This is a genomic window from Mycobacterium sp. E342 (genome assembly GCF_001667665.1).
Taxonomy (GTDB): domain Bacteria; phylum Actinomycetota; class Actinomycetes; order Mycobacteriales; family Mycobacteriaceae; genus Mycobacterium.
In genome coordinates this window covers 1-17,996 of record NZ_LZJM01000224.1, presented here as the reverse complement: position 1 = coordinate 17,996, position 17,996 = coordinate 1, and the positions used below count along the sequence as shown (strand labels likewise).

Genomic DNA, 17,996 nt, shown 5'->3' with positions numbered 1-17,996 from the left:
GCACCCCGACCGAGCGCGCGGTTCCCTTCGGCGCCTTCAGCCACCTGGTCGAGATAGCCGACATCGGCAAGCCGGCCGCGCTGTTGCGTGCCGCCCGGGCGTCGCTGGACGGTGACGACCTGCTGCTCGCGGTCGACGACGCTCACGAACTGGACATCCTGTCCGCCACGCTGGTGTACCAGTTGGCGCTGGCCGGCGCGGCCAGGATGGTCGTCACCGGCCGCGCCGACTCGGCTCCGGACGCCGTCGCGGCGCTGTGGACCGACGGCCTGCTCACCCGAATCGACATCGAAGCGCCCGGCGGGACGACCACGCCGGCAGAGGTCGATACGTTTCTCGGCGAAATACCCGCCGCGGCCCGGGCGGTGGTGGACTATCTGGCCGTGGCGGAGCCGCTGTCGCTGGCGGATCTGAGCGTCCTCGCCGGCGCGGACGCGGTTCGCCAGGCCACGGAATGCGCGGCGGTGGAGACGCGGACGCGCGGCGGGGCCTCGGACGCCCCGGTGGTGTACACCGCCCACCCACTGTTCGCCGAGCGGGCGCGCGCCGCGCTGGGCGGCGACGGCGCGCGGCGCCGCCGCACCGAGGTGGTGCGGCAGCTGTCGCAGCATCCGCCGGAACACCTCAGCGACCGGCTGCGGCTGGCGTCGCTGGCCCTCGACAGCGACGCCCCCCAACCGGTGGCCGAGCTGGTCGCCGCCGCGCAGCAGGCGCTGCGGCTGGGCGATCTCGCCCTGGGCGAACGGCTGGCCTCCTCGGCCCTGGAGCGGTCCGGCGGGTTGGCGGCGCGGCTGGCGCTGGCGCACGCCCTGGGCTGGCAGGGCCGCGGCCGCGAGGCCGACGCGGTGCTGGCCGGCCTGGACCCCACCGCGTTGACCGAAACCGCCCTGATGGACTGGGCGCTGCTGCGCGCGGCCAACCAATTCTGGATGCTCAGCGAACCCGAGCGGGCCACCGCGTTCCTGCGCACCATCCGCGGTCACGTCTCGGATGCGGGCGCGCGCACCACCCTCGACGCGCTGAGCGCCACGTTCGCGATGAACGCCGGCAACGTCGGGCACGCCGTGAAGGTCGCCGGCGAGGTGCTGGCCACCCCGCACGCCGGCGACCAGGCGGTGGCGTGGGCGGCCAGCGCGGCGGCGCTGTGCGCGGCCCGGCAGGGGCATTTCGGCGACGTCGAGCCGCTGGCCCAGCGCGCCCTGGCCGCCGAACATCCGGGGTTGCTGCGCTTCACGATCGGGTTGGGGCAGACCACCGCGCTGTTGATGGCGGGCCGGCTCGACGCGGCCCGCGAACTCGCCCAGCAGTTCACCGATTTCGCCGAGCTGCAGCAGCCGGGCCGTGCGATCGGCGAGGTGCTGCTGGCGCACGTGCTGCTCGCCGACGGCGATTTCGCCGGGGCCGCAGCGTTACTCGCCCCGGCCGCCGCCACCTTGGAACGCACCGGGTATTCGTGGGGCCCGCTGTCGTTGACGCTGCTGGCCACCGCGCTGGCCCAGCAGGGCGACATCGCCGCCGCGGGAAAGACGTTGGGGCGGGCCGAATCCCGGCACGGGACCAAGTCGGCGCTGTTCGCGCCGGAGCTCGGCGTGGCGCGGGCGTGGCGGTTGGCCTCGATGCGCGACGCGCACGGCGCGGTGGCCGCCGCTCGCGACGCCGCCCGGATGGCCGAACGCGGCGGGCAGCGGGCCGTGGCGGTGCGATCCTGGCACGAGGCGGTGCGGCTCGGCGACATCCGCGCGGCCGATCCACTCTCTCGTCTTTGCGATGAAATCGATTGCGCCGCGGGTAAACTCGCGCTCGCACATGCGCAGGCGCTGGCGGCCGGCGACGATGCGGCGCTGCTGGCTGTCTCGGACGGCCTAGCGGCGGTGGGGATGCGAGCGGCGGCGGCCGACGCCGCCGCGCAGGCGCAGCGGTGCGGGACTGGCTAGCCGGTCAGGTAGCCGCGCAGTATGGCCACCGCGGCGGTGATGTTGGCGACCGGGACGCTCTCGTCGCGCTTGTGTGCCAGGTTCGGGTCGCCCGGCCCGAAGTTGACCGCCGGGATGCCCAGCGCGGCGAACCGCGCGACGTCGGTCCACCCGTACTTCGCCCGCACCTGCCCCCCGGCGGCCTCGACCAGGGCCTTGGCCGCGGGCTGGGACAGCCCGGGCATGGCGCCCGCGGCGGCGTCGGTCTGGTCGATGCGCACGTCGAGCCCGTCGAACACCTCGTGCACGTGCTGCAGCGCGGCGGTCACCGAGCGGTCGGGGGCGAAGCGAAAGTTGACGGTGACCGCCGCCGCGTCGGGGATCACGTTGCCCGCGACGCCGCCGTCGATGCGCACCGCGGACAGGCCCTCGCGGTATACACACCCGTCGATGTCCACGCTGCGCGCGGAGTAGGCGGCCAGCCGGTCCAGAACGGCGCCCAGCTTGTGAATCGCGTTGTCGCCCAGCCACGGTCGCGCCGAGTGGGCGCGTGTGCCGGCGGCCGAGATCACCACGCGCAGCGTGCCCTGGCAGCCCGCCTCGATGTAGCCGCCGGTGGGTTCGCCCAGGATGGCCACGTCGGCGGCCAGCCAGTCCGGCAGCTCGCGCTCGATGCGGCCCAAACCGTTTGCCGCGGCGTCGATTTCCTCGCAGTCGTAGAACACCAGCGTCAGGTCGTGCACGGGTTCGGCCACGGTGGCGGCCAGGTGCAGGAAGACCGCGTCGCCCGATTTCATGTCCGCGGCGCCGCACCCGTACAGGTCGCCGCCCTCGCGTCGGCTGGGCAGGTTGCCGGCGGCCGGGACGGTGTCCAGGTGTCCGGCCAGCAACACCCGCGACGGCCGCTGGCGGCGGGTGCGCGCCAGCACGGCGTTGCCGTTGCGCACGATCTCGAAGCCGGAAGTCTGGGCCCGCAGCGCCGCCTCCACCTCGTCGGCCAAGCGCGCCTCGTCGCGCGATTCGCTGGGGATGTCGACCAACGCCGCGGTCAGCTCGATCGGATCCCCGCGCAAGTCCAGCACGGGTCCCAGGTTATCCGCTGCCGAGCGGCAAGTAACCTGACCGCCGTGACTGGAGCTGTAGGCATCGGGCTGGCGACGCTGGCCGCCGACGGATCGATCCTCGACACGTGGTTTCCCGCACCGGAACTGACCGAGTCGGGCACCGGCGGCACGTCACGCCTGGCGCCGTCGGATGCGCCCCCGGAGCTGGCCGCGCTCGTCGGCCGGGACGACGACCGCGGCACCGAGAGCATCGCCGTGCGGACCGTCATCGGCTCGCTCGACGAAGTGGCCGCCGACGCCTACGACGCCTACCTGCGGCTGCATCTGCTGTCGCATCGGTTGGTGGCGCCGCACGGGCTGAACGCCGGCGGCCTGTTCGGGGTATTGACCAATGTCGTGTGGACCAACCGCGGACCTTGCGCGGTCGACGGGTTCGAGGCCGTCCGGGCGCGGCTGCGCCGGCACGGACCGGTGACCGTGTACGGCATCGACAAGTTCCCGCGCATGGTCGACTACGTGGTGCCCACCGGCGTGCGCATCGCCGACGCCGACCGGGTGCGGCTGGGCGCGCACCTGGCGCCGGGGACGACGGTGATGCACGAGGGCTTCGTCAACTACAACGCCGGCACGCTGGGCGCGTCGATGGTCGAGGGCCGCATCTCCGCCGGCGTGGTGGTGGGCGACGGGTCGGACATCGGCGGCGGCGCGTCCATCATGGGCACGCTGTCCGGCGGGGGCACAGAGGTCATTTCGATCGGCAAACGGTGCCTGCTCGGCGCCAACGCGGGGCTGGGCATCTCGCTGGGCGACGACTGCGTCGTCGAAGCCGGCCTGTACGTGACCGCGGGCACCAAGGTCGCCACGCCCGACGGCCAGGTGCTCAAGGCATCCGAGCTGTCCGGCGGCAACAACCTGCTGTTCCGTCGCAACTCGGTCACCGGGGCCGTCGAGGTGGTGGCCCGCGGCGGTCAGGGCATCGCCCTCAACGAGGACCTGCACGCCAACTGACGCGCGGCCTACCGGTCGGCGGGGATTTCCTCGGTCGCCGGCCCGGCGCGTAGCGCGGCGTCCTTGGTTTCGGGCAGCAGGTAGACCGACACGAAACTGGCCGCGACCAGGGTGGCCATCATGAGCCCGATCGCCCAGCTGCCGTAGGTCGCCAGCAGCGTGCCGGCGATCAATGGCGGCACGGCGGCGCCGAGGACGCCGGCGAGGTTCATCGCCACCGCCGCACCGCTGTAGCGGTAGCGGGTGGCGAACAGTTCGGGAACGAAGGCGCCGGTGGGGCCGTTGGCCACCGCCGCGGCGGCGAACATGCCCAGCACGGCGACCACGTACAACACGGGCTTGCGGGTGTCCAGCAACGGGATGACCACGAACGCCCACGGCAGGCAGGCCGCGAGCCCGAACAGCATCACCCGGCGCCGCCCGACCCGATCGGACAGCCATGCCGAGAACGACACGCAGGCCATGCTCGTCAACCCGCCCAGCGCGCCGATGCCCCAGATGAAGCTCCGTGAGTACCCCAGGTGGTTGTGGGCGTACATCACCAGAAACGTGTTGCCCAGGTAGACGAAGCCCATTCCGCCCAGGAAGCACCCCGCGACCAGCACGATCTCCCGCCGCTGGAACCGCACCAGCTCCGCGAGCGGCGCTTTGGGCACCAGGTCGCGCTTCTTCTCCTCGACGAACAGCGGGGTCTCGTCGATGTTCAGTCGCACGTACAAGGCGATGCCGATCAGCCCGCTGCTGATCAGGAACGGCACCCGCCATCCCCACTCCATGAACGCGGGGCTCTTCTCACCCATGGTGAGGTTGACGGCGAGGAAGGTCAGGCTGGCGAGGATGCCGGCGGTGCCGCCGCCGAGCAGGGTGAACATGCCGTACCAGCCGCGTTTGCCGGCGGGGGCGTACTCGGCGCTCAGCAGCACGGACCCCGCCCACTCGCCGCCGACCGCGAAACCCTGCAACACCCGCAGGACGATGAGGATCAACGGGGCGGCCATGCCGATCGACGCCGTGCTGGGGACCATGCCCACGCTCACCGTCGACGCGCCCATGATCAGCAGCGTGGCGACCAGCGTCTTCTTGCGGCCCAGCCGATCCCCGAAGTATCCGAAGACCGCCGCGCCCAACGGGCGGGACAGGAAGGCCGTCGCGAACGTCGCCATGGAGGCGACGGTGGCCAGCGTCGGGCCCAGGCGCGGGAAGAACACCGTGGGAAACACCAGCGCCGCCGCGGTCCCGTAGATCAGGAAGTCGTAGAACTCGATCGCCGAGCCGACGAGGCAGGCGGCGGCTATCCGCCGCATGGGGGTGGCAGGCGCCGCGGCGGCCGCGATCGTGGCGGTGCCCGCGGACCGATTCGGCTCACCCATGGAGGCCGCTCACTGCCCGGTCACATCGATACACGGTTACGACGGTAGGTGAAGCTCCGCGGTCACGCTCTTCGCCGAAGCTGGCAACTTGCTGCGTGTCGGGCGGGATCAGCCGTCGGTCAGCAGCTGCTTCTTCAGCACCTTGCCCATCGCGTTGCGGGGCAGCGCGTCGACGAGGCGGACCTCCCGTGGCCGCTTGTGCACCGAAAGTTCTTGGGCGACGTAGTCGATCAGGTCGTCGGGGTTGAGGTCGACCGCACCGACGACGAAGGCGACGATGCGCTGGCCCAGGTCCGCGTCCGGCATCCCGACGACGGCCGCCTCGCGCACGCCGGGGTGCCCGAGCAACGCCGTTTCGATTTCGCCGGCGCCGATCCGGTAGCCACCGGACTTGATCAGGTCGACCGACTCGCGGCCCACGATGCGGTGCATGCCCCCGCCGTCGATGACCGCGACGTCACCGGTGCGATACCACCCTCCGGCGTCGAACGCCTCGGCGGTGGCGTCGGGCCGGTTCAGGTAGCCGTCGAACAGCATCGGACCCCGAACCTCAAGCTTCCCAACGGTTTCCCCGTCGTGCGGCACCTCCGCGCCGCTGTCGTCGAGCAGCCTGGTCTGCACGCCGGTCAGCGGGAGGCCCACCCATCCGGGGCGTCGCTCGCCGTCCGCGCGGGTCGACAGGGTGATCAGCGATTCGGAGGCGCCGTACCGTTCGACCGGCTCGTGCCCGGTGAGCTCGACCAGCCGCCGGAACACCGGCACCGGCAGCGGCGCGCTGCCCGAGACCAGTAGCCGCGCCGGGCGCAGCGCCCTGGCGGCGGCCTCGTCGGCGACCAGCCGCGACCACACGGTCGGGACGCCGAAGTACAGGGTTCCGCCGGCCTCGGCGGCCTGGGCGTAGCCCGCCGGCGTCGGTTTGCCGGTGTGCACGAAGCGATTTCCCACCCGCAGCGACCCGAGCAATCCCAGCACCAGCCCGTGCACGTGAAACAGCGGCAGGCCGTGCACCAGCACGTCGTCGGCCGTCCATTGCCAGGCCTGCGCCAGGGCGTCGAGGTCGGCCGCGATCGCGCGGCGGCTCAGCACCACGCCCTTGGGCAGGCCGGTGGTGCCGGAGGTGTAGATGATCATCGCGGTCGCGTCGGGCGACGGCTCGGGGTGGCGGTGCCAGGACCGGGCGTGCAAGCGCACCGGGATGTGTGGCAGGCCCGCCGACTCGTCCGGCACGGGACCGAGCCAGGCCTGCGCCGCCGAATCGGTCAGCATGTGCCGGCGTTCGGCGGCGCCGACGTCGGCGGGCACCGGAACGAACGGGACGCCGGCGATCAGGCACCCGGTCACCGCGAGCACCGTCGCCGCGGTGGGCGTGGCCAAGATCGCGACCCGGTCCGCGCCGCCCACCCGCTCGGCGACCGACGTGGCGGCGCCGACCAGGTCGCTGCGACTGAGCACGGCGCCGTCGATGCGTACCGCGTCGGCGATGTCGGTGGCGGTGACCGCCGCGGGATTCAGGGACGCCAGCAGCACGTGAGCAGGCTACCCGGCGCCGGGAACGTCAGTCCTGCTCGTCCCAGATCTTCGTCAGCGTGGACAGGATCTCCTCGCCGCGGCCCAGCCCGCCGAGATGGCTCTCGCCGTGCAACACGAACAGCTCGGCGTCGGGCAGCAACGACACGACGTGCTCACCGTGGGCGAACGGGACGATGTGGTCGCTGTCGCCGTGCCACCACCGGACGGGGACCTTGACCTCGTCGAGCCGAAATCCCCAGTCCTGGGTGAACAGGATGATGTCGTTGAATGGGGCCGCCAGCTGCTTGCGGCTCCCGTTGAGCAAGTCGTCGAGGAACATGGCGCCGAACTCGGGCCGGGTGAGCAGGCGCCGGTCGCCCTCGGGCGATATCGCGGCGTACAGATACAGCGCGGGATTCGCGACCGGACGGACCATCCGGACCACCAGGCTCGCGCCGATCCGCAGCGGGTCGCCGCCCAGCCGCAGCAGCGGCGCCATCCGCTTGCCCAGGTTCATCAGCCCGCTGGTGATCCCCTCTTCGCCGAGGAACGGCGCGACGCCGCCGAGGACGCCGAGAGCGACCACCCGGTCGGGCAGCACCGCGGCGGACGCGAGCGCGTACGGGCCGCCGCCGGACAGGCCGATGACGGCCATCTTGTCGATGCCGAGGGTGTCCGCGATCGTCCGCAGGTCGTCGCCGAACGCCCGGATGTTCTCGTACCGGTGCGGAGTCGACGAGCCGATGCCGGGCCGGTCCAGGCCGATCAGGCGGATATTGTGCTGCTCGGCGTAGACCCGGGCCTCGATCGGGATCTGGCGGCGGGCGCCGGGGGTGCCGTGCAGCCAGAACATCGCACGCCCTTGCGGGTCACCGAATTCGGCGAAACCGATCTGGCGGTCCTCGCCGACGGCGACGTTTCCTTCGAGCTTGGGGCGGGCGATCTCGATGGCCATGTCAGCAGCCTTGCATGTGAAGGGCCGTTTACCAAAGGCTCACGGGTCAGGCGCCCAGCGGCCGCTCCCCGATGACCCGCTCGCTCCGCAACCTCGCGACCTCGTCCGCGGACAGCCCCAGCCCGCGCAGGATTTCGTCGTTGTGCTGACCCAGCGTCGGCGGGGCACCACGGTGGTGGCGGACCGGCCCCGGTGTGATGCGAAACGGCCAGCCTGGGTAGCGGTGGGCCCCGGTGATCGGATGCGTGAACTCCTCGTAGTAGCCGCGCGCGCCGAGCTGGCCGCCGATCAGGTCGCAGTCATACATCCGGTCACCGGTGATCGCTTGTTCGGCCGGGATACCTTGCACCTGAAGGGTTTTCACGACCGCCTCCGCGGCCTGAGTGCGGGTCCACGCGGAGACCAGCTCGTCGAAAACGTCGTGGTCGAGCCGGCCGTCGTCGGGCAGCGACAGCGCGACCCAGACGCCGTCGTCGGCGGTCGGGTACACGCCTTGCAGGTAGCCGCGCCGCCGGTTGCCCTCCCGCGGGCGCACGGCGCCGGTCATCGAGTACTCGATCACCGGTTCGGCGGTCAGGCAGGCGGCGACCTCGATCTGCGCGACCTCGATCAGCTGGCCCTCCCCCGTGCGGCGTCGGTGCTCGAGGGCGGCCAGCAGCGCCACCGCCGCGTGCACGCCGACGATCGGATCGGCGGGCCCCTGCGGGTTGCACGGCGGACCGTCGGGGTAGCCGGTGACCGCCGACATCCCCGAGGTCTGCTCGAAGTTCAGCGCCCAGCCGACGTAGTCGCGCCACGGACCCCGCAGGCCGTATCCCGGCATCCGCACGGCGATCACGTCGCGGTTCAGCGACGCCAGCGCGTCGTAGTCCAGGCCGAACTGCTCGACCACCCGCGGTGAGAAGTTCTCCACGACCACGTCGGCCTCCTCGGCGAGCCGCCGGGCGATGTCGAGGCCCCGCGACGAGGTCAGGTCGAGGGTGAGGTCGCGCTTGTTGAGGTTGGTGCCCTGCCAGATGGGGCTGCGTTCGTACCAGTCGTCACCCTCGTAGGCGAAGGCGCCGGAGTAGCGGTGCCCGTCCGGCCGCTGGATCGACTCGACCTTGACGATGTCGGCGCCGAACGCGCCCAGGTAGCAGGTCAGGTACGCCCCGGCCCAGAACGTGGTCAGGTCGAGGACCCTCAGGCCGGAGAACGGCAGCGGCCCCTCGGTCGTGGACGGCGGCCGGGCATCGGCTGCCCACGGCTCGGGGCGCGTGCCCAGCCGCGGCGGTGTGCCCGGTTGTGCCACAGGCGTTTTGGAGAGGCGAAACGCCGGGCCGGGCCGCTGGAACGACCATCCGGGCCCGCCGGATTGCTCAAAAAACCCGCGCTCGGCGTACTGCGGACATTCCAACACGGTGGCCCCGTCGTTGACCGGTGCTGCGGGGATGCGCAGCGCCTGGGCGAGTTCCACGATGTCGGCGACGGTCTGCTGGGCGAGCAGCGGCTCGGCCTTGCCGAAGAACTCGTCGCGCTCCGGGCCGCCCAGCATGATCGCGATCTGCTGCTCGCCGTACTCGGGCAGCCCGAGCATCGCGCACACGTCCAGCCAGTGCTGGCCCGTCAGGCAGTTGATGCCCACCCAGCCGTCGGCGGCCCGGACGACGCCCAGCATGGGCGCCGAGCGCAGGTTCGCCGGCAGGCCAAGGCCTTTCATGCGCTGTGCCATCAGCATCGGGTAGGGCAGCGTCGACAGCAGCGCTTCCGCCTGGGATACGTCGACCTCCCGGACCCGGCCGGCCGGTGCCAGTCGCAGCGCGGTGAGCGCGCCCAGCGCGCCGTAGCCGCCGGCGACGAACTCGGAGATGCGCGCGCCGACCTGTACGGGCGGCCGGCCCGGGTCCCGGACGCTGACCCAGCCCGAGGCCGCCTGCACGGTCAGAGGCGTGGCCCGCCGGTACCGCCAGGGCCCGCACTGGCCGAACGCGGAGATGCGCAGCAGCACCAGGTTTGGGTTCAGCCGGCCCAAGTCGCCCGGGCCCATCCCCCAGCGTTCCAGCGTTCCGGGCGCGAAGTCCTCGATGAGCACGTGCGCCCCCGCGACGAGCTCGCGGGCGGCCGCCCGGTCACCCTTATGAGTCAGATCGAGTGTGGCGCCGCGCTTCCCGGCGTTGAGGTAGTGGAACAGGCCGGAACGCTCGGGATCGGTGACCCCGCCGGGAAATGGGCCCCATCGGCGCAGCGGATCCCCGGCGGGCGGTTCGACCTTGGTGACCTCGGCGCCGAGGTCGGCGAAAAGCTTTGCGGCGTAAGGGCCTGAGATCTCGCTGGCGAGTTCGACGACGTGGAGCCCGGCAAGGGGTCCAGTCATGCCGGGATCCCGATGGCCTTCACCTCCATGTACTGGTGCAGCCCGCTGACTCCGCCGCTCTCCCGCCCGAACCCGCTCAGCTTGAAGCCGCCGAACGGCGCATCGCCGGGCCCGATCCCGTTGACGGCGACCTGGCCCGTGCGCATCCGCCGGGCGATCGCGAGGGCCCGGTCCACGTCGGCGCCCCAGACGGCGCCCGAAAGCCCGTAGCACGAGTTGTTGGCGATCGCGACGGCGTCGTCGTCGTCGCGATAGCGCAACACCGAGAGCACCGGCCCGAACACCTCCTCCTGCGCGATCGTCGAATCCGGTTGCACGCCGGTGAGAATCGTCGGCTCGAAGTAGTAGCCGACATCCAGCCCGGCGGGGCGACCGCCGCCGGTGGCCAGCTTCGCGCCGTCGCAGACCGCGCCGTCGACGTGCGCCTGCACGCGCTCGCGTTGCGCCGCGCTGATGAGCGGGCCCATCTGCACCGTCGGGTCGGTGGGGTCGCCGACCTTGACGTCGCGGGCCAGTGCGACGAGCCGGTCGACGACGTCGTCGTGCAACGAATCGGGCAGCAGCAGCCGGCTGTGCAGGATGCAGGCCTGCCCGGCGTGCAGCGAGCAGCAATCGAACAGCATCTGTCGCAGCATCTCGTCGGTCAGCTGCGTGTCGTCGAGGATGATGCTCGCCGATTTTCCGCCGCACTCCAGCAACAGCCGCTTCATGGCATCGCCCGCGGCCCGCATGACCTCGCAGCCGACCGCGGAGCTGCCGGTGAAGCTGATCATGTCGATGCGCGGATCCGTCGTGAGCAGCTTGGCGGCCTCGAGGCCCGACGGCGTGACGACGTTGACCACACCCGGCGGAATGTCGGTCTCCTCGTCGATGATGCGCGCGAGCGCGAGCCCGGCCAGCGGCGTCAGCGGTGAGGGCTTGAGCACGACGGTGTTGCCGGCGGCCAGCGCGTTGTTCACCTTCATGACGTTGAGACAGTGGGGGAAGTTCCACGGCGTCAGGATCGATACGACACCGAGCGGCTCGCGGCGCAGCAACGTCGTTCCTGCGCCGATCCCGGTGACCGGCTCGTCGACCAGCTGCGTGGCGAGCTGGGCGGCGTGCATGGACATGTAGCCGGCGCCGTCGATCTGCATCATGCGCTCGTTGGTCACGCAGCCCCATTCGACCTGGGACAGCGCGAAGATCTCGTCGACATGCTTGAGCAGGGCCGCACCGAGCTGGTTGAGGCAGCCGGCCCGCTCGTCGGGGCCCATGCGCCCCCAGGGCCCGGCGTCGAAGGCCCGGCGCGCGGCGCCGATCGCCGCGCCGACCTGGGTGACGCTCGCGTCGGGCGCGGTGCCGATGGACTCTTCGGTGGCCGGGTTGACGTCGTCGTAGCGACCGTCCTCCGGCTCGACCCATCTGCCGTCGATGTAGAGCTGATAGGTGTCGACAAGAGATCCCGGAGTGTGCAGCTCGGTCATGCGCTTCCTCACCCGAACGTCGGTCATCTAACCACTTGGTGTACACCCATGCCCCCGTACCGTCAATCACCAATCACGCGAATTGCGCGCTATTTTGCGGTTTCGCGCCGGTATTGACACGGGTGGCCGACGCGGAGTAGACACAAGGCCGCAAGACACATCGCGTCAATGTGTCGGATCGTCTGGTCAGGGAGGCCGCCGTGCGGACCACTGTTCCCGCTTGTCTGTTGCACTCCCCCGACTTCTATGCCGGCGATCCGTACCCGGCGTACCGCGAGCTGCGCGCGACGGCGCCGGTCTGCTGGAACGACGTCACCAACTTCTGGGCGCTGTTGAAGTACGAGGACATCCGCTTCGTGTCGACCAACCCGGCCACCTTCACCTCGACCCGGGGCATCACCATCCCCGATCCGCAGATGGGCAACGCGGTGCAGGAGGGCAACCTCATCTTCACCGACCCGCCGCGGCACCGGCAGTTGCGCAAGCTGATCAACTCCGGGTTCACCCGGCGGCGGGTGGCCGTGCTGGAGCCCAAGATCCGCGAGATCGTGCGGGGCATCCTCGATGGCGTCCAACCGGATTCCGTCCACGAGTTCGCCGATGAAATCGCCGCCCCGCTGCCCACCCGGATGATCGCCGAGCTGATCGGCGCCCCGGCCGATGACTGGGAGCAGTTCCGGGCGTGGTCGGACGCGGCCACCGGGACGGCCGACCCCGAGATCGAACTCGACCCGATGGTCGCCATGGGGCAGCTCTACGAGTACTTCCAGAAGCTGATCGCCGCCAGGCGCGTGGACGCGCGCGACGACCTGCTGTCGGTGCTGGCCGGCGCGGAGATCGACGGCGTCCGGCTGACCGATGAAGACCTGCTGAATTTCGCCTACCTGCTGCTGGTGGCCGGCAATGAAACCACCCGCAACCTGATCGCGCTGGGCACGCTGGCGCTGATCGCCCACCCCGACCAATGCCGCCTGCTGGCCGACGATCCGGCGCTGATCCCCGGCGCCGTCGAGGAGATGCTGCGGTGGACCAGCCCCGTGGTCCACATGGCGCGCACCGCGACGACCGACGTCGAGATCCGCGGCCAGCGGATCGCCGAGGGCGACGTGGTGGTGATGCTTTACGGCTCCGCCAACCGCGACGAAGAGATATTCGGTGCCGACTCCGAGGAGTTCAAGGTGACCCGGCACCCGAATCCGCACATCGCGTTCGGGTGCGGCGAACATTCCTGTGTCGGTGCGCAATTGGCGCGGCTGGAGGCGTGCGTGATGTTCGACGAGCTGCTGCGCCGCTTCCCGAAGCTCGAGCTGGTGGGCCCGGTGGACCGGATGCGCGCCACCATGGTGCCCGGGGTCAAGCGCATGCCGGTGCGGCTGGGGGCCTGAACCGATGGATCTGGAGTACTCCCCCGAGCAGGAGCGGCTGCGCGCTGAGATCCGCGCCGCGCTGGAACGCGTCATGACGCCCGAACGCAGCCTCGCCCTCAGCACACGCATGGAGGGCGGCCCCGAAGTGCGGGAATGTATACGCGCCCTGGCCGCGGCCGACCTGCTCGGCGTCGGGTGGCCCAAAGAGTATGGCGGACGCGGATTCTCGGCGATCGAGCAGTTCATCTTCTCCGAGGAGGCGCAGCGGGTGAACGCCCCGATCCCGCTGGTGACGCTCAACACGGTGGGGCCGACGCTCATGCAGTGCGGCACCGAGGAACAGAAGCAGAAGTTCCTGCCCGCGATCCTGGACGGCAGTGTCGAGTTCGCGATCGGCTACTCCGAGCCCGGGGCAGGTAGCGACCTGGCATCGCTGCGCACCACCGCGGTCCGGGACGGCGACGAGTACGTCATCAACGGGCAGAAGATGTTCACCAGCGGCGCGGCGTATGCCGACTACATCTGGCTGGCCGCCCGCACCGATCCCGATGCCAAGAAACACAAGGGCATTTCCATCCTGATCGTGCCCACCTCGTCGCCCGGGTTCTCCTGGCAGCCGCTACACACCATGCCGGGCATCTCCACCTTCTACACGTTCTACGACAACGTTCGGGTCCCGGCCAGCGCGCTGGTGGGTGGCGAGAACCAAGGCTGGCAGCTGATCACCACCCAGTTGAACTTCGAGCGGGCGGCCCTGGGCAACCTCGGGGCGCTCGAGCCGCTATTCGAGAAGACCCTGGAGTGGGCCGCCGCCACCGAGCTCGACGGCGACCGCGTCATCGACCAGCCGTGGGTACAGCTCGCCCTGGCGCGGGTTGAGGCCCAGGTCGCCGCCTACAAACTGGTCAACCTTCGGGTCAACGCCGCGATGACCAAAGGCGTGCTCAGCATGGGAGAAGCGTCGGCCGCCAAGGTGTTCGGCACCGAGCTGACCCAGCAGGTCGCCCGCGAGCTGCTGGAAGTGCTCGACCACAACGGGGTACGCCGGGGCACCGATGCACCGCTACGCGGCGCACTGGAAACCGCGTATCGATGGGCCGTCATCAATACCTTCGGCGGCGGCGCCAACGAGATTCAGCGTGACATCATCGCCATGGCGGGATTGGGCATGCCACGCGCTCCCCGAGACCTTCGCGCCACCGCACAATAGGAGGACACCCGTAAGTGACCGACTCAGAAACCGTCAGCGCCAAGGTGAAAGCCCTCGTCGGCCGGCCCACCGGCGGCACCGGAAAGCCCTCACTGGCCCCGGACCCGGTCAACCAGCCGATGATCCGGCACTGGGCGTACGCAATGGCCGACATGAACCCGGTCTACCTGGACCCCGAGTTCGCCGAGAAATCGCGGTTCGGCGGCATCGTGTCGCCGCCGGTGATGCTGCAGACCTGGACCATGCCCTCGCCGATCCTGGAGGGCATCGGCGAGCGCGGTGGCGCACCGGTCGTCATCGAAAGCAACCCAACGGCGTTCCTCGACGAGGCCGGCTACACCAGCACGGTGGCGACCAACTCCGAGTTCGAGATCGAACGCTACCCGCGCCTCGGCGACGTCATCAGCGCGACGACGGTGTACGAATCGGTCTCCGAGGAGAAGAAGACGGCCCTGGGCACCGGCTTCTTTTTGACCTGGCTGACCACCTACACCGACCAGAACGGGGAAGTTCTGGGCCGGCAGCGATTCCGCGTGCTGCGATTCAGGCCGGAACGCTGATGGCCACCCGACTGGCGCCGGCCATCACCAAGGACACCGAGTTCTTCTGGAACGGGTTGCGGGACAACAAGCTTCTGATCCAGCGCTGCGGCGGATGCGGGCGGCTGCGGCACCCACCCCGCCCGATGTGCCCGCACTGCCGTTCCCTGGACTGGGGCACCGTCAAATCGTCGGGCCGCGGCACCGTCTACAGCTACGTGATGCCGCACGAACCGAAGTTTCCGTTCTTCGAGTATCCCTACGTCGTCGCGCTGGTGGAACTCGAGGAGGGCGTAAGGCTGGTGTCCAATCTGACCGACATCGACCCGGCGGACGTGAGAACGGGGATGCCGGTCGAGGTGTACTACCAGGGTTTCGATAACGACCTGGTGCTGCACCAGTTTCGGCCGGCGGACTAGGCGGGGGCGATGGACTTCACGTTCACCGAAGAGCAGGAGACCATCTCCAAGCTCGCCCGCGACCTCTTCGAACGCCGGGCGGCGCCCGGGCGCCTGGCCGAGTTGGAAGCCGGTGACGTCCGCTTCGACGACGGCCTGTGGAAAGAGCTGGCCGCCGCCGACCTGTTGGGCACCGCGCTGCCGGAGTCGGTCGGCGGTAACGGCGGCGGCTTCGTCGAACTCGGGGTGCTGCTGGCCGAGGTGGGCTGGGCCGTCGCGCCGGTGCCCGCGTACGCGACCCTGGCGCTGGGCGCCGACCCGATCGCCCGGCACGGCAATCCCGAGCAGCGGCAACGCTTCCTGCCGGGCGTCGTCGCCGGAAGCCGCATCCTGACCGCGGGCCTCGCCGAGCCGGGCCGCTCCGACTTGACGACTCCCGCCACCACCGCGCGACGCGACGGCGGCGACTGGCGGCTCGACGGCGTCAAGGAGCTGGTTCCCGCCGCCCAGATCGCCGACACGGTGCTAATCCCGGCGTCGATGGAGGACGGGCAGGTCGGCCTGTTCCTGGTAGCGGCCGACGCCCCCGGCGTCGATATCCGGCCGGCGGCGACCACCAACCACGAACCGCACGCCGACGTAAACCTCGACGGCGCAACGGTATCCGACGCCGACCTGATCGTCGGGGCAGACCTGATCGAGTCGCTGCACACCCGTGCGCTGGTCGGGCTGTGCGCGATTCAGCTCGGCGTCGCGGAGCGAGCCCTGCGGATCGCGGCCGAGTACACGACGGGCCGCGAACAATTCGGCCGGCCCATCGGCAGCTTCCAGGCCGTGCAGCAGCGGATGGCCGACGCGTTCATCGACGTCGAGGCGATCCGGTGGACCACCTGGCACGCGGCGTGGCTGATCGCGCACGGCCGGACCGCCGGCCGCGCCGCCCGCATCGCCAAGTTCTGGGCCGCCGAGGCCGGCGCCCGCGTCGCCGCCACCGCCCAGCACGTCCACGGCGGCATCGGGATCGACATCACCTATCCCCTGCACCGCTATTTCCTGTGGGCCAAGCACAACGAGCTCACGCTCGGCCCGGCTACCGCGCAGCTGGCCCACTTAGGCGCAACGTATGGCGCAACGTATTCGGAAGGACTCCCATGACGACCACCGCGAGCCGCACCACCACCCTGCGCTGGGCGGACATCTCCGTCGGCGACGAGGTGACTCCGCTCGAAGTCCCGATCACCACAACGATGATCGTCGCCGGGGCGATCGCCACCCGCGACTTCATGCCCGTGCACCACGACCGCGACTACGCGAACAAGCAGGGCTCGCCCAACCTGTTCATGAACATCCTCACCACCAACGGCTATTGCGTGCGCTTCCTCACCGACTGGGCCGGGCCCGAAGCGATGGTCAAGAACCTGTCGATTCGACTTGGCGTGCCGTGCTTTCCGGACGACCCGCTGCGCTTCACCGGGAGCGTCACCGGAAAGACCGAGGGCAGCGGAGGTGAGAACTTCGTCGAGGTGACGTTCAAGGGCTCCAACAGCCTGGGCGACCACGTCTCGGGTACGGCGGTCCTCAGCCTGCTCGACGGGCCGTTCGAAAGGGACCAAGCGTGAGCGGCTCGCTGCCCGGCGCCGCCGCCATCGTCGGGATCGGCCAGACCGAATTCTCCAAGGAATCCGGCCGCAGCGAACTGCAATTGGCCTGCGAGGCCGTGAGTGCCGCGCTGGACGACGCCGGACTGTCACCCGGCGACGTCGACGGCATGGTCACCTTCACCATGGATTCCAGCGACGAGATCGAGATCGCGCGCAACGTGGGCATCGGCGACCTGAGCTTCTTCTCCCGCGTGCACCACGGCGGCGGCGCCGCCGCCGGCACCGTCGTGCACGCCGCCATGGCCGTTGCGACGGGTGTCGCCGACGTGGTGGTGTGCTGGCGCGCCTTCAACGAACGGTCCGGCATGCGGTTCGGCGGCAGCGGGCGCACCGACCTGGGGACCCCTTTGTTCATGGCGCATTACGCGCCGTTCGGATTGCTCACCCCCGCGGCGTGGGTCGCGATGCACGCCCAGCGCTACATGTCGACGTACGGGGTCACCAACTCCGACTTCGGCCGCATCGCCGTCGTCGACCGCGCGCACGCGGCCCGCAATCCCGATGCCTGGTTCTACCAGCGCCCGATCACGCTGGAAGACCACCAGAATTCGCGCTGGATCGTCGAACCGGTGCTGCGCCTGCTGGATTGCTGCCAGGAAAGCGACGGCGGGGTCGCGCTCGTGGTCACCAGCGCCGAACGCGCGCGCGACCTGCGGCAGCCGCCGGCGATCATCACCGCGGCCGCCCAGGGCGCGGCAGCCAACGGCGAGATGATGACCAGCTACTACCGCGACGACATCACCGGCCTGCCCGAGATGGGCGTGGTGGCCAACCGGCTATGGCGCGACTCGGGCCTCAAGCCGCAGGACATCCAAACCGCCTTCATCTACGACCATTTCACGCCGTTCGTGTTCACCCAGCTCGAGGAGCTCGGGTTCTGCGGGCGTGGGGAGGCCAAGGACTTCGCCACGGTCGAGCGGCTCTCGCTGGGTGGGGATTTCCCGATCAACACCAACGGCGGCCTGCTCGGCGAGGCCTACATCCACGGCATGAACGGCATCACCGAGGGCGTGCGCCAGAATCAGCCCGCTCGTAGGTACCCCGGTGCCCGAGGTGACCAAGACGTGTTCGACGTTGTCGACCTGGTTGTACGACGTGCCACGCACCTGGCGCACGCCCTCGGTGATGCCGTTCATGCCGTGGATGTAGGCCTCGCCGAGCAGGCCGCCGTTGGTGTTGATCG

Annotated in this window: 14 protein-coding genes and 2 pseudogenes; 9 read left to right on the top strand and 7 right to left on the bottom strand. The window is 70.4% G+C overall.

Translation table 11 applies throughout. The features are described from left to right. Positions 1-1,934 (top strand): AAA family ATPase (locus tag A5692_RS16775; protein ID WP_068057828.1); only part of this gene is annotated, 1,934 nt, incomplete at its 5' end. Here the strand turns inward: A5692_RS16775 and dapE are convergent. Further along, entirely contained in the window at positions 1,931-2,995 is a 1,065-nt protein-coding gene (dapE, locus tag A5692_RS16770; RefSeq protein WP_068057825.1) for a succinyl-diaminopimelate desuccinylase, read from the bottom strand. The genes A5692_RS16775 and dapE overlap by 4 nt on opposite strands. A 36-nt stretch (positions 2,996-3,031) precedes the next feature. Between dapE and dapD the strand changes: the two genes are divergently transcribed. Further along, positions 3,032-3,985: a 2,3,4,5-tetrahydropyridine-2,6-dicarboxylate N-succinyltransferase gene (gene dapD / locus A5692_RS16765; RefSeq protein ID WP_156766121.1), complete on the top strand. Its 954-nt coding sequence runs from the start codon at positions 3,032-3,034 to the stop codon at positions 3,983-3,985. An 8-nt stretch (positions 3,986-3,993) separates the two neighbouring features. Here dapD and A5692_RS16760 read toward each other — a convergent pair whose 3' ends face one another. From A5692_RS16760 to A5692_RS16740, 5 genes are all read right to left on the bottom strand, one after another. Further along, positions 3,994-5,289, bottom strand: coding sequence for an MFS transporter (locus tag A5692_RS16760; protein WP_068057834.1), 1,296 nt, complete (start codon positions 5,287-5,289; stop codon positions 3,994-3,996). Between the two features lie 174 nt (positions 5,290-5,463). Beyond that, positions 5,464-6,882, bottom strand: a complete 1,419-nt coding sequence (locus A5692_RS16755; RefSeq protein ID WP_068057822.1) for an acyl-CoA synthetase — start codon at positions 6,880-6,882, stop codon at positions 5,464-5,466. 28 nt (positions 6,883-6,910) lie between these two features. Continuing rightward, positions 6,911-7,819, bottom strand: a complete 909-nt coding sequence (locus tag A5692_RS16750) for an alpha/beta fold hydrolase (RefSeq protein WP_068057820.1) — start codon at positions 7,817-7,819, stop codon at positions 6,911-6,913. 46 nt (positions 7,820-7,865) lie between these two features. After that, positions 7,866-10,172 (bottom strand): CaiB/BaiF CoA-transferase family protein, encoded by a 2,307-nt coding sequence (locus A5692_RS16745; protein ID WP_068057818.1) that lies wholly within the window; start codon positions 10,170-10,172, stop codon positions 7,866-7,868. After that, on the bottom strand, positions 10,169-11,638 hold the full coding sequence (locus tag A5692_RS16740; protein ID WP_068057832.1) for an aldehyde dehydrogenase family protein: 1,470 nt from the start codon (positions 11,636-11,638) through the stop codon (positions 10,169-10,171). The genes A5692_RS16745 and A5692_RS16740 overlap by 4 nt, the downstream gene beginning before the upstream one ends. A gap of 200 nt (positions 11,639-11,838) precedes the next feature. On the opposite strand from A5692_RS16740, the gene A5692_RS16735 reads away from it, so the two are divergent. From A5692_RS16735 to A5692_RS16705, 7 genes and pseudogenes are all read left to right on the top strand, one after another. Then, entirely contained in the window at positions 11,839-13,023 is a 1,185-nt protein-coding gene (locus A5692_RS16735) for a cytochrome P450 (protein WP_068057830.1), read from the top strand. A gap of 4 nt (positions 13,024-13,027) precedes the next feature. Beyond that, a complete protein-coding gene (locus A5692_RS16730) occupies positions 13,028-14,215 on the top strand; it encodes an acyl-CoA dehydrogenase family protein (protein WP_068057816.1) in 1,188 nt (395 codons plus the stop codon). 14 nt (positions 14,216-14,229) lie between these two features. Further along, on the top strand, positions 14,230-14,775 hold the full coding sequence (locus tag A5692_RS16725; RefSeq protein ID WP_068057814.1) for a MaoC family dehydratase N-terminal domain-containing protein: 546 nt from the start codon (positions 14,230-14,232) through the stop codon (positions 14,773-14,775). Further along, the gene (locus tag A5692_RS16720) at positions 14,775-15,173 is read left to right on the top strand and encodes a Zn-ribbon domain-containing OB-fold protein (RefSeq protein WP_068057812.1); all 399 of its coding nucleotides are present in this window, start codon (positions 14,775-14,777) and stop codon (positions 15,171-15,173) included. Before A5692_RS16725 ends, A5692_RS16720 begins: the two co-directional genes overlap by 1 nt. Positions 15,174-15,182: 9 nt before the next feature. Further along, positions 15,183-16,307, top strand: a complete 1,125-nt coding sequence (locus tag A5692_RS16715; RefSeq protein ID WP_068057811.1) for an acyl-CoA dehydrogenase family protein — start codon at positions 15,183-15,185, stop codon at positions 16,305-16,307. Then, positions 16,304-16,771 carry a MaoC family dehydratase gene (locus A5692_RS16710; protein ID WP_068057809.1) on the top strand — a complete coding sequence of 156 codons (468 nt, stop codon included), beginning with the start codon at positions 16,304-16,306 and terminating at the stop codon, positions 16,769-16,771. The genes A5692_RS16715 and A5692_RS16710 overlap by 4 nt, the downstream gene beginning before the upstream one ends. Further along, positions 16,768-17,832, top strand: a pseudogene (locus tag A5692_RS16705) (lipid-transfer protein); the annotation flags it as partial. The gene A5692_RS16710 and the pseudogene A5692_RS16705, both read left to right, overlap by 4 nt. On the opposite strand, the pseudogene A5692_RS29130 reads toward A5692_RS16705, so the two are convergent. Further along, positions 17,830-17,996: pseudogene (locus tag A5692_RS29130) on the bottom strand (lipid-transfer protein); the annotation flags it as partial. The pseudogenes A5692_RS16705 and A5692_RS29130 overlap by 3 nt on opposite strands.

What these genes read in the sequence shown, in the direction of transcription:
- A5692_RS16760 (WP_068057834.1), bottom strand. Translation starts at nt 5,289, where the DNA reads ATGCGGCGGATAGCCGCCGCCTGCCTCGTCGGCTCGGCGATCGAGTTC.
- A5692_RS16750 (WP_068057820.1), bottom strand. Translation starts at nt 7,819, where the DNA reads ATGGCCATCGAGATCGCCCGCCCCAAGCTCGAAGGAAACGTCGCCGTC.
- A5692_RS16710 (WP_068057809.1), top strand. Translation starts at nt 16,304, where the DNA reads ATGACGACCACCGCGAGCCGCACCACCACCCTGCGCTGGGCGGACATC.
- A5692_RS16720 (WP_068057812.1), top strand. Translation starts at nt 14,775, where the DNA reads ATGGCCACCCGACTGGCGCCGGCCATCACCAAGGACACCGAGTTCTTC.
- A5692_RS16715 (WP_068057811.1), top strand. Translation starts at nt 15,183, where the DNA reads ATGGACTTCACGTTCACCGAAGAGCAGGAGACCATCTCCAAGCTCGCC.
- A5692_RS16730 (WP_068057816.1), top strand. Translation starts at nt 13,028, where the DNA reads ATGGATCTGGAGTACTCCCCCGAGCAGGAGCGGCTGCGCGCTGAGATC.
- A5692_RS16740 (WP_068057832.1), bottom strand. Translation starts at nt 11,638, where the DNA reads ATGACCGAGCTGCACACTCCGGGATCTCTTGTCGACACCTATCAGCTC.
- A5692_RS16745 (WP_068057818.1), bottom strand. Translation starts at nt 10,172, where the DNA reads ATGACTGGACCCCTTGCCGGGCTCCACGTCGTCGAACTCGCCAGCGAG.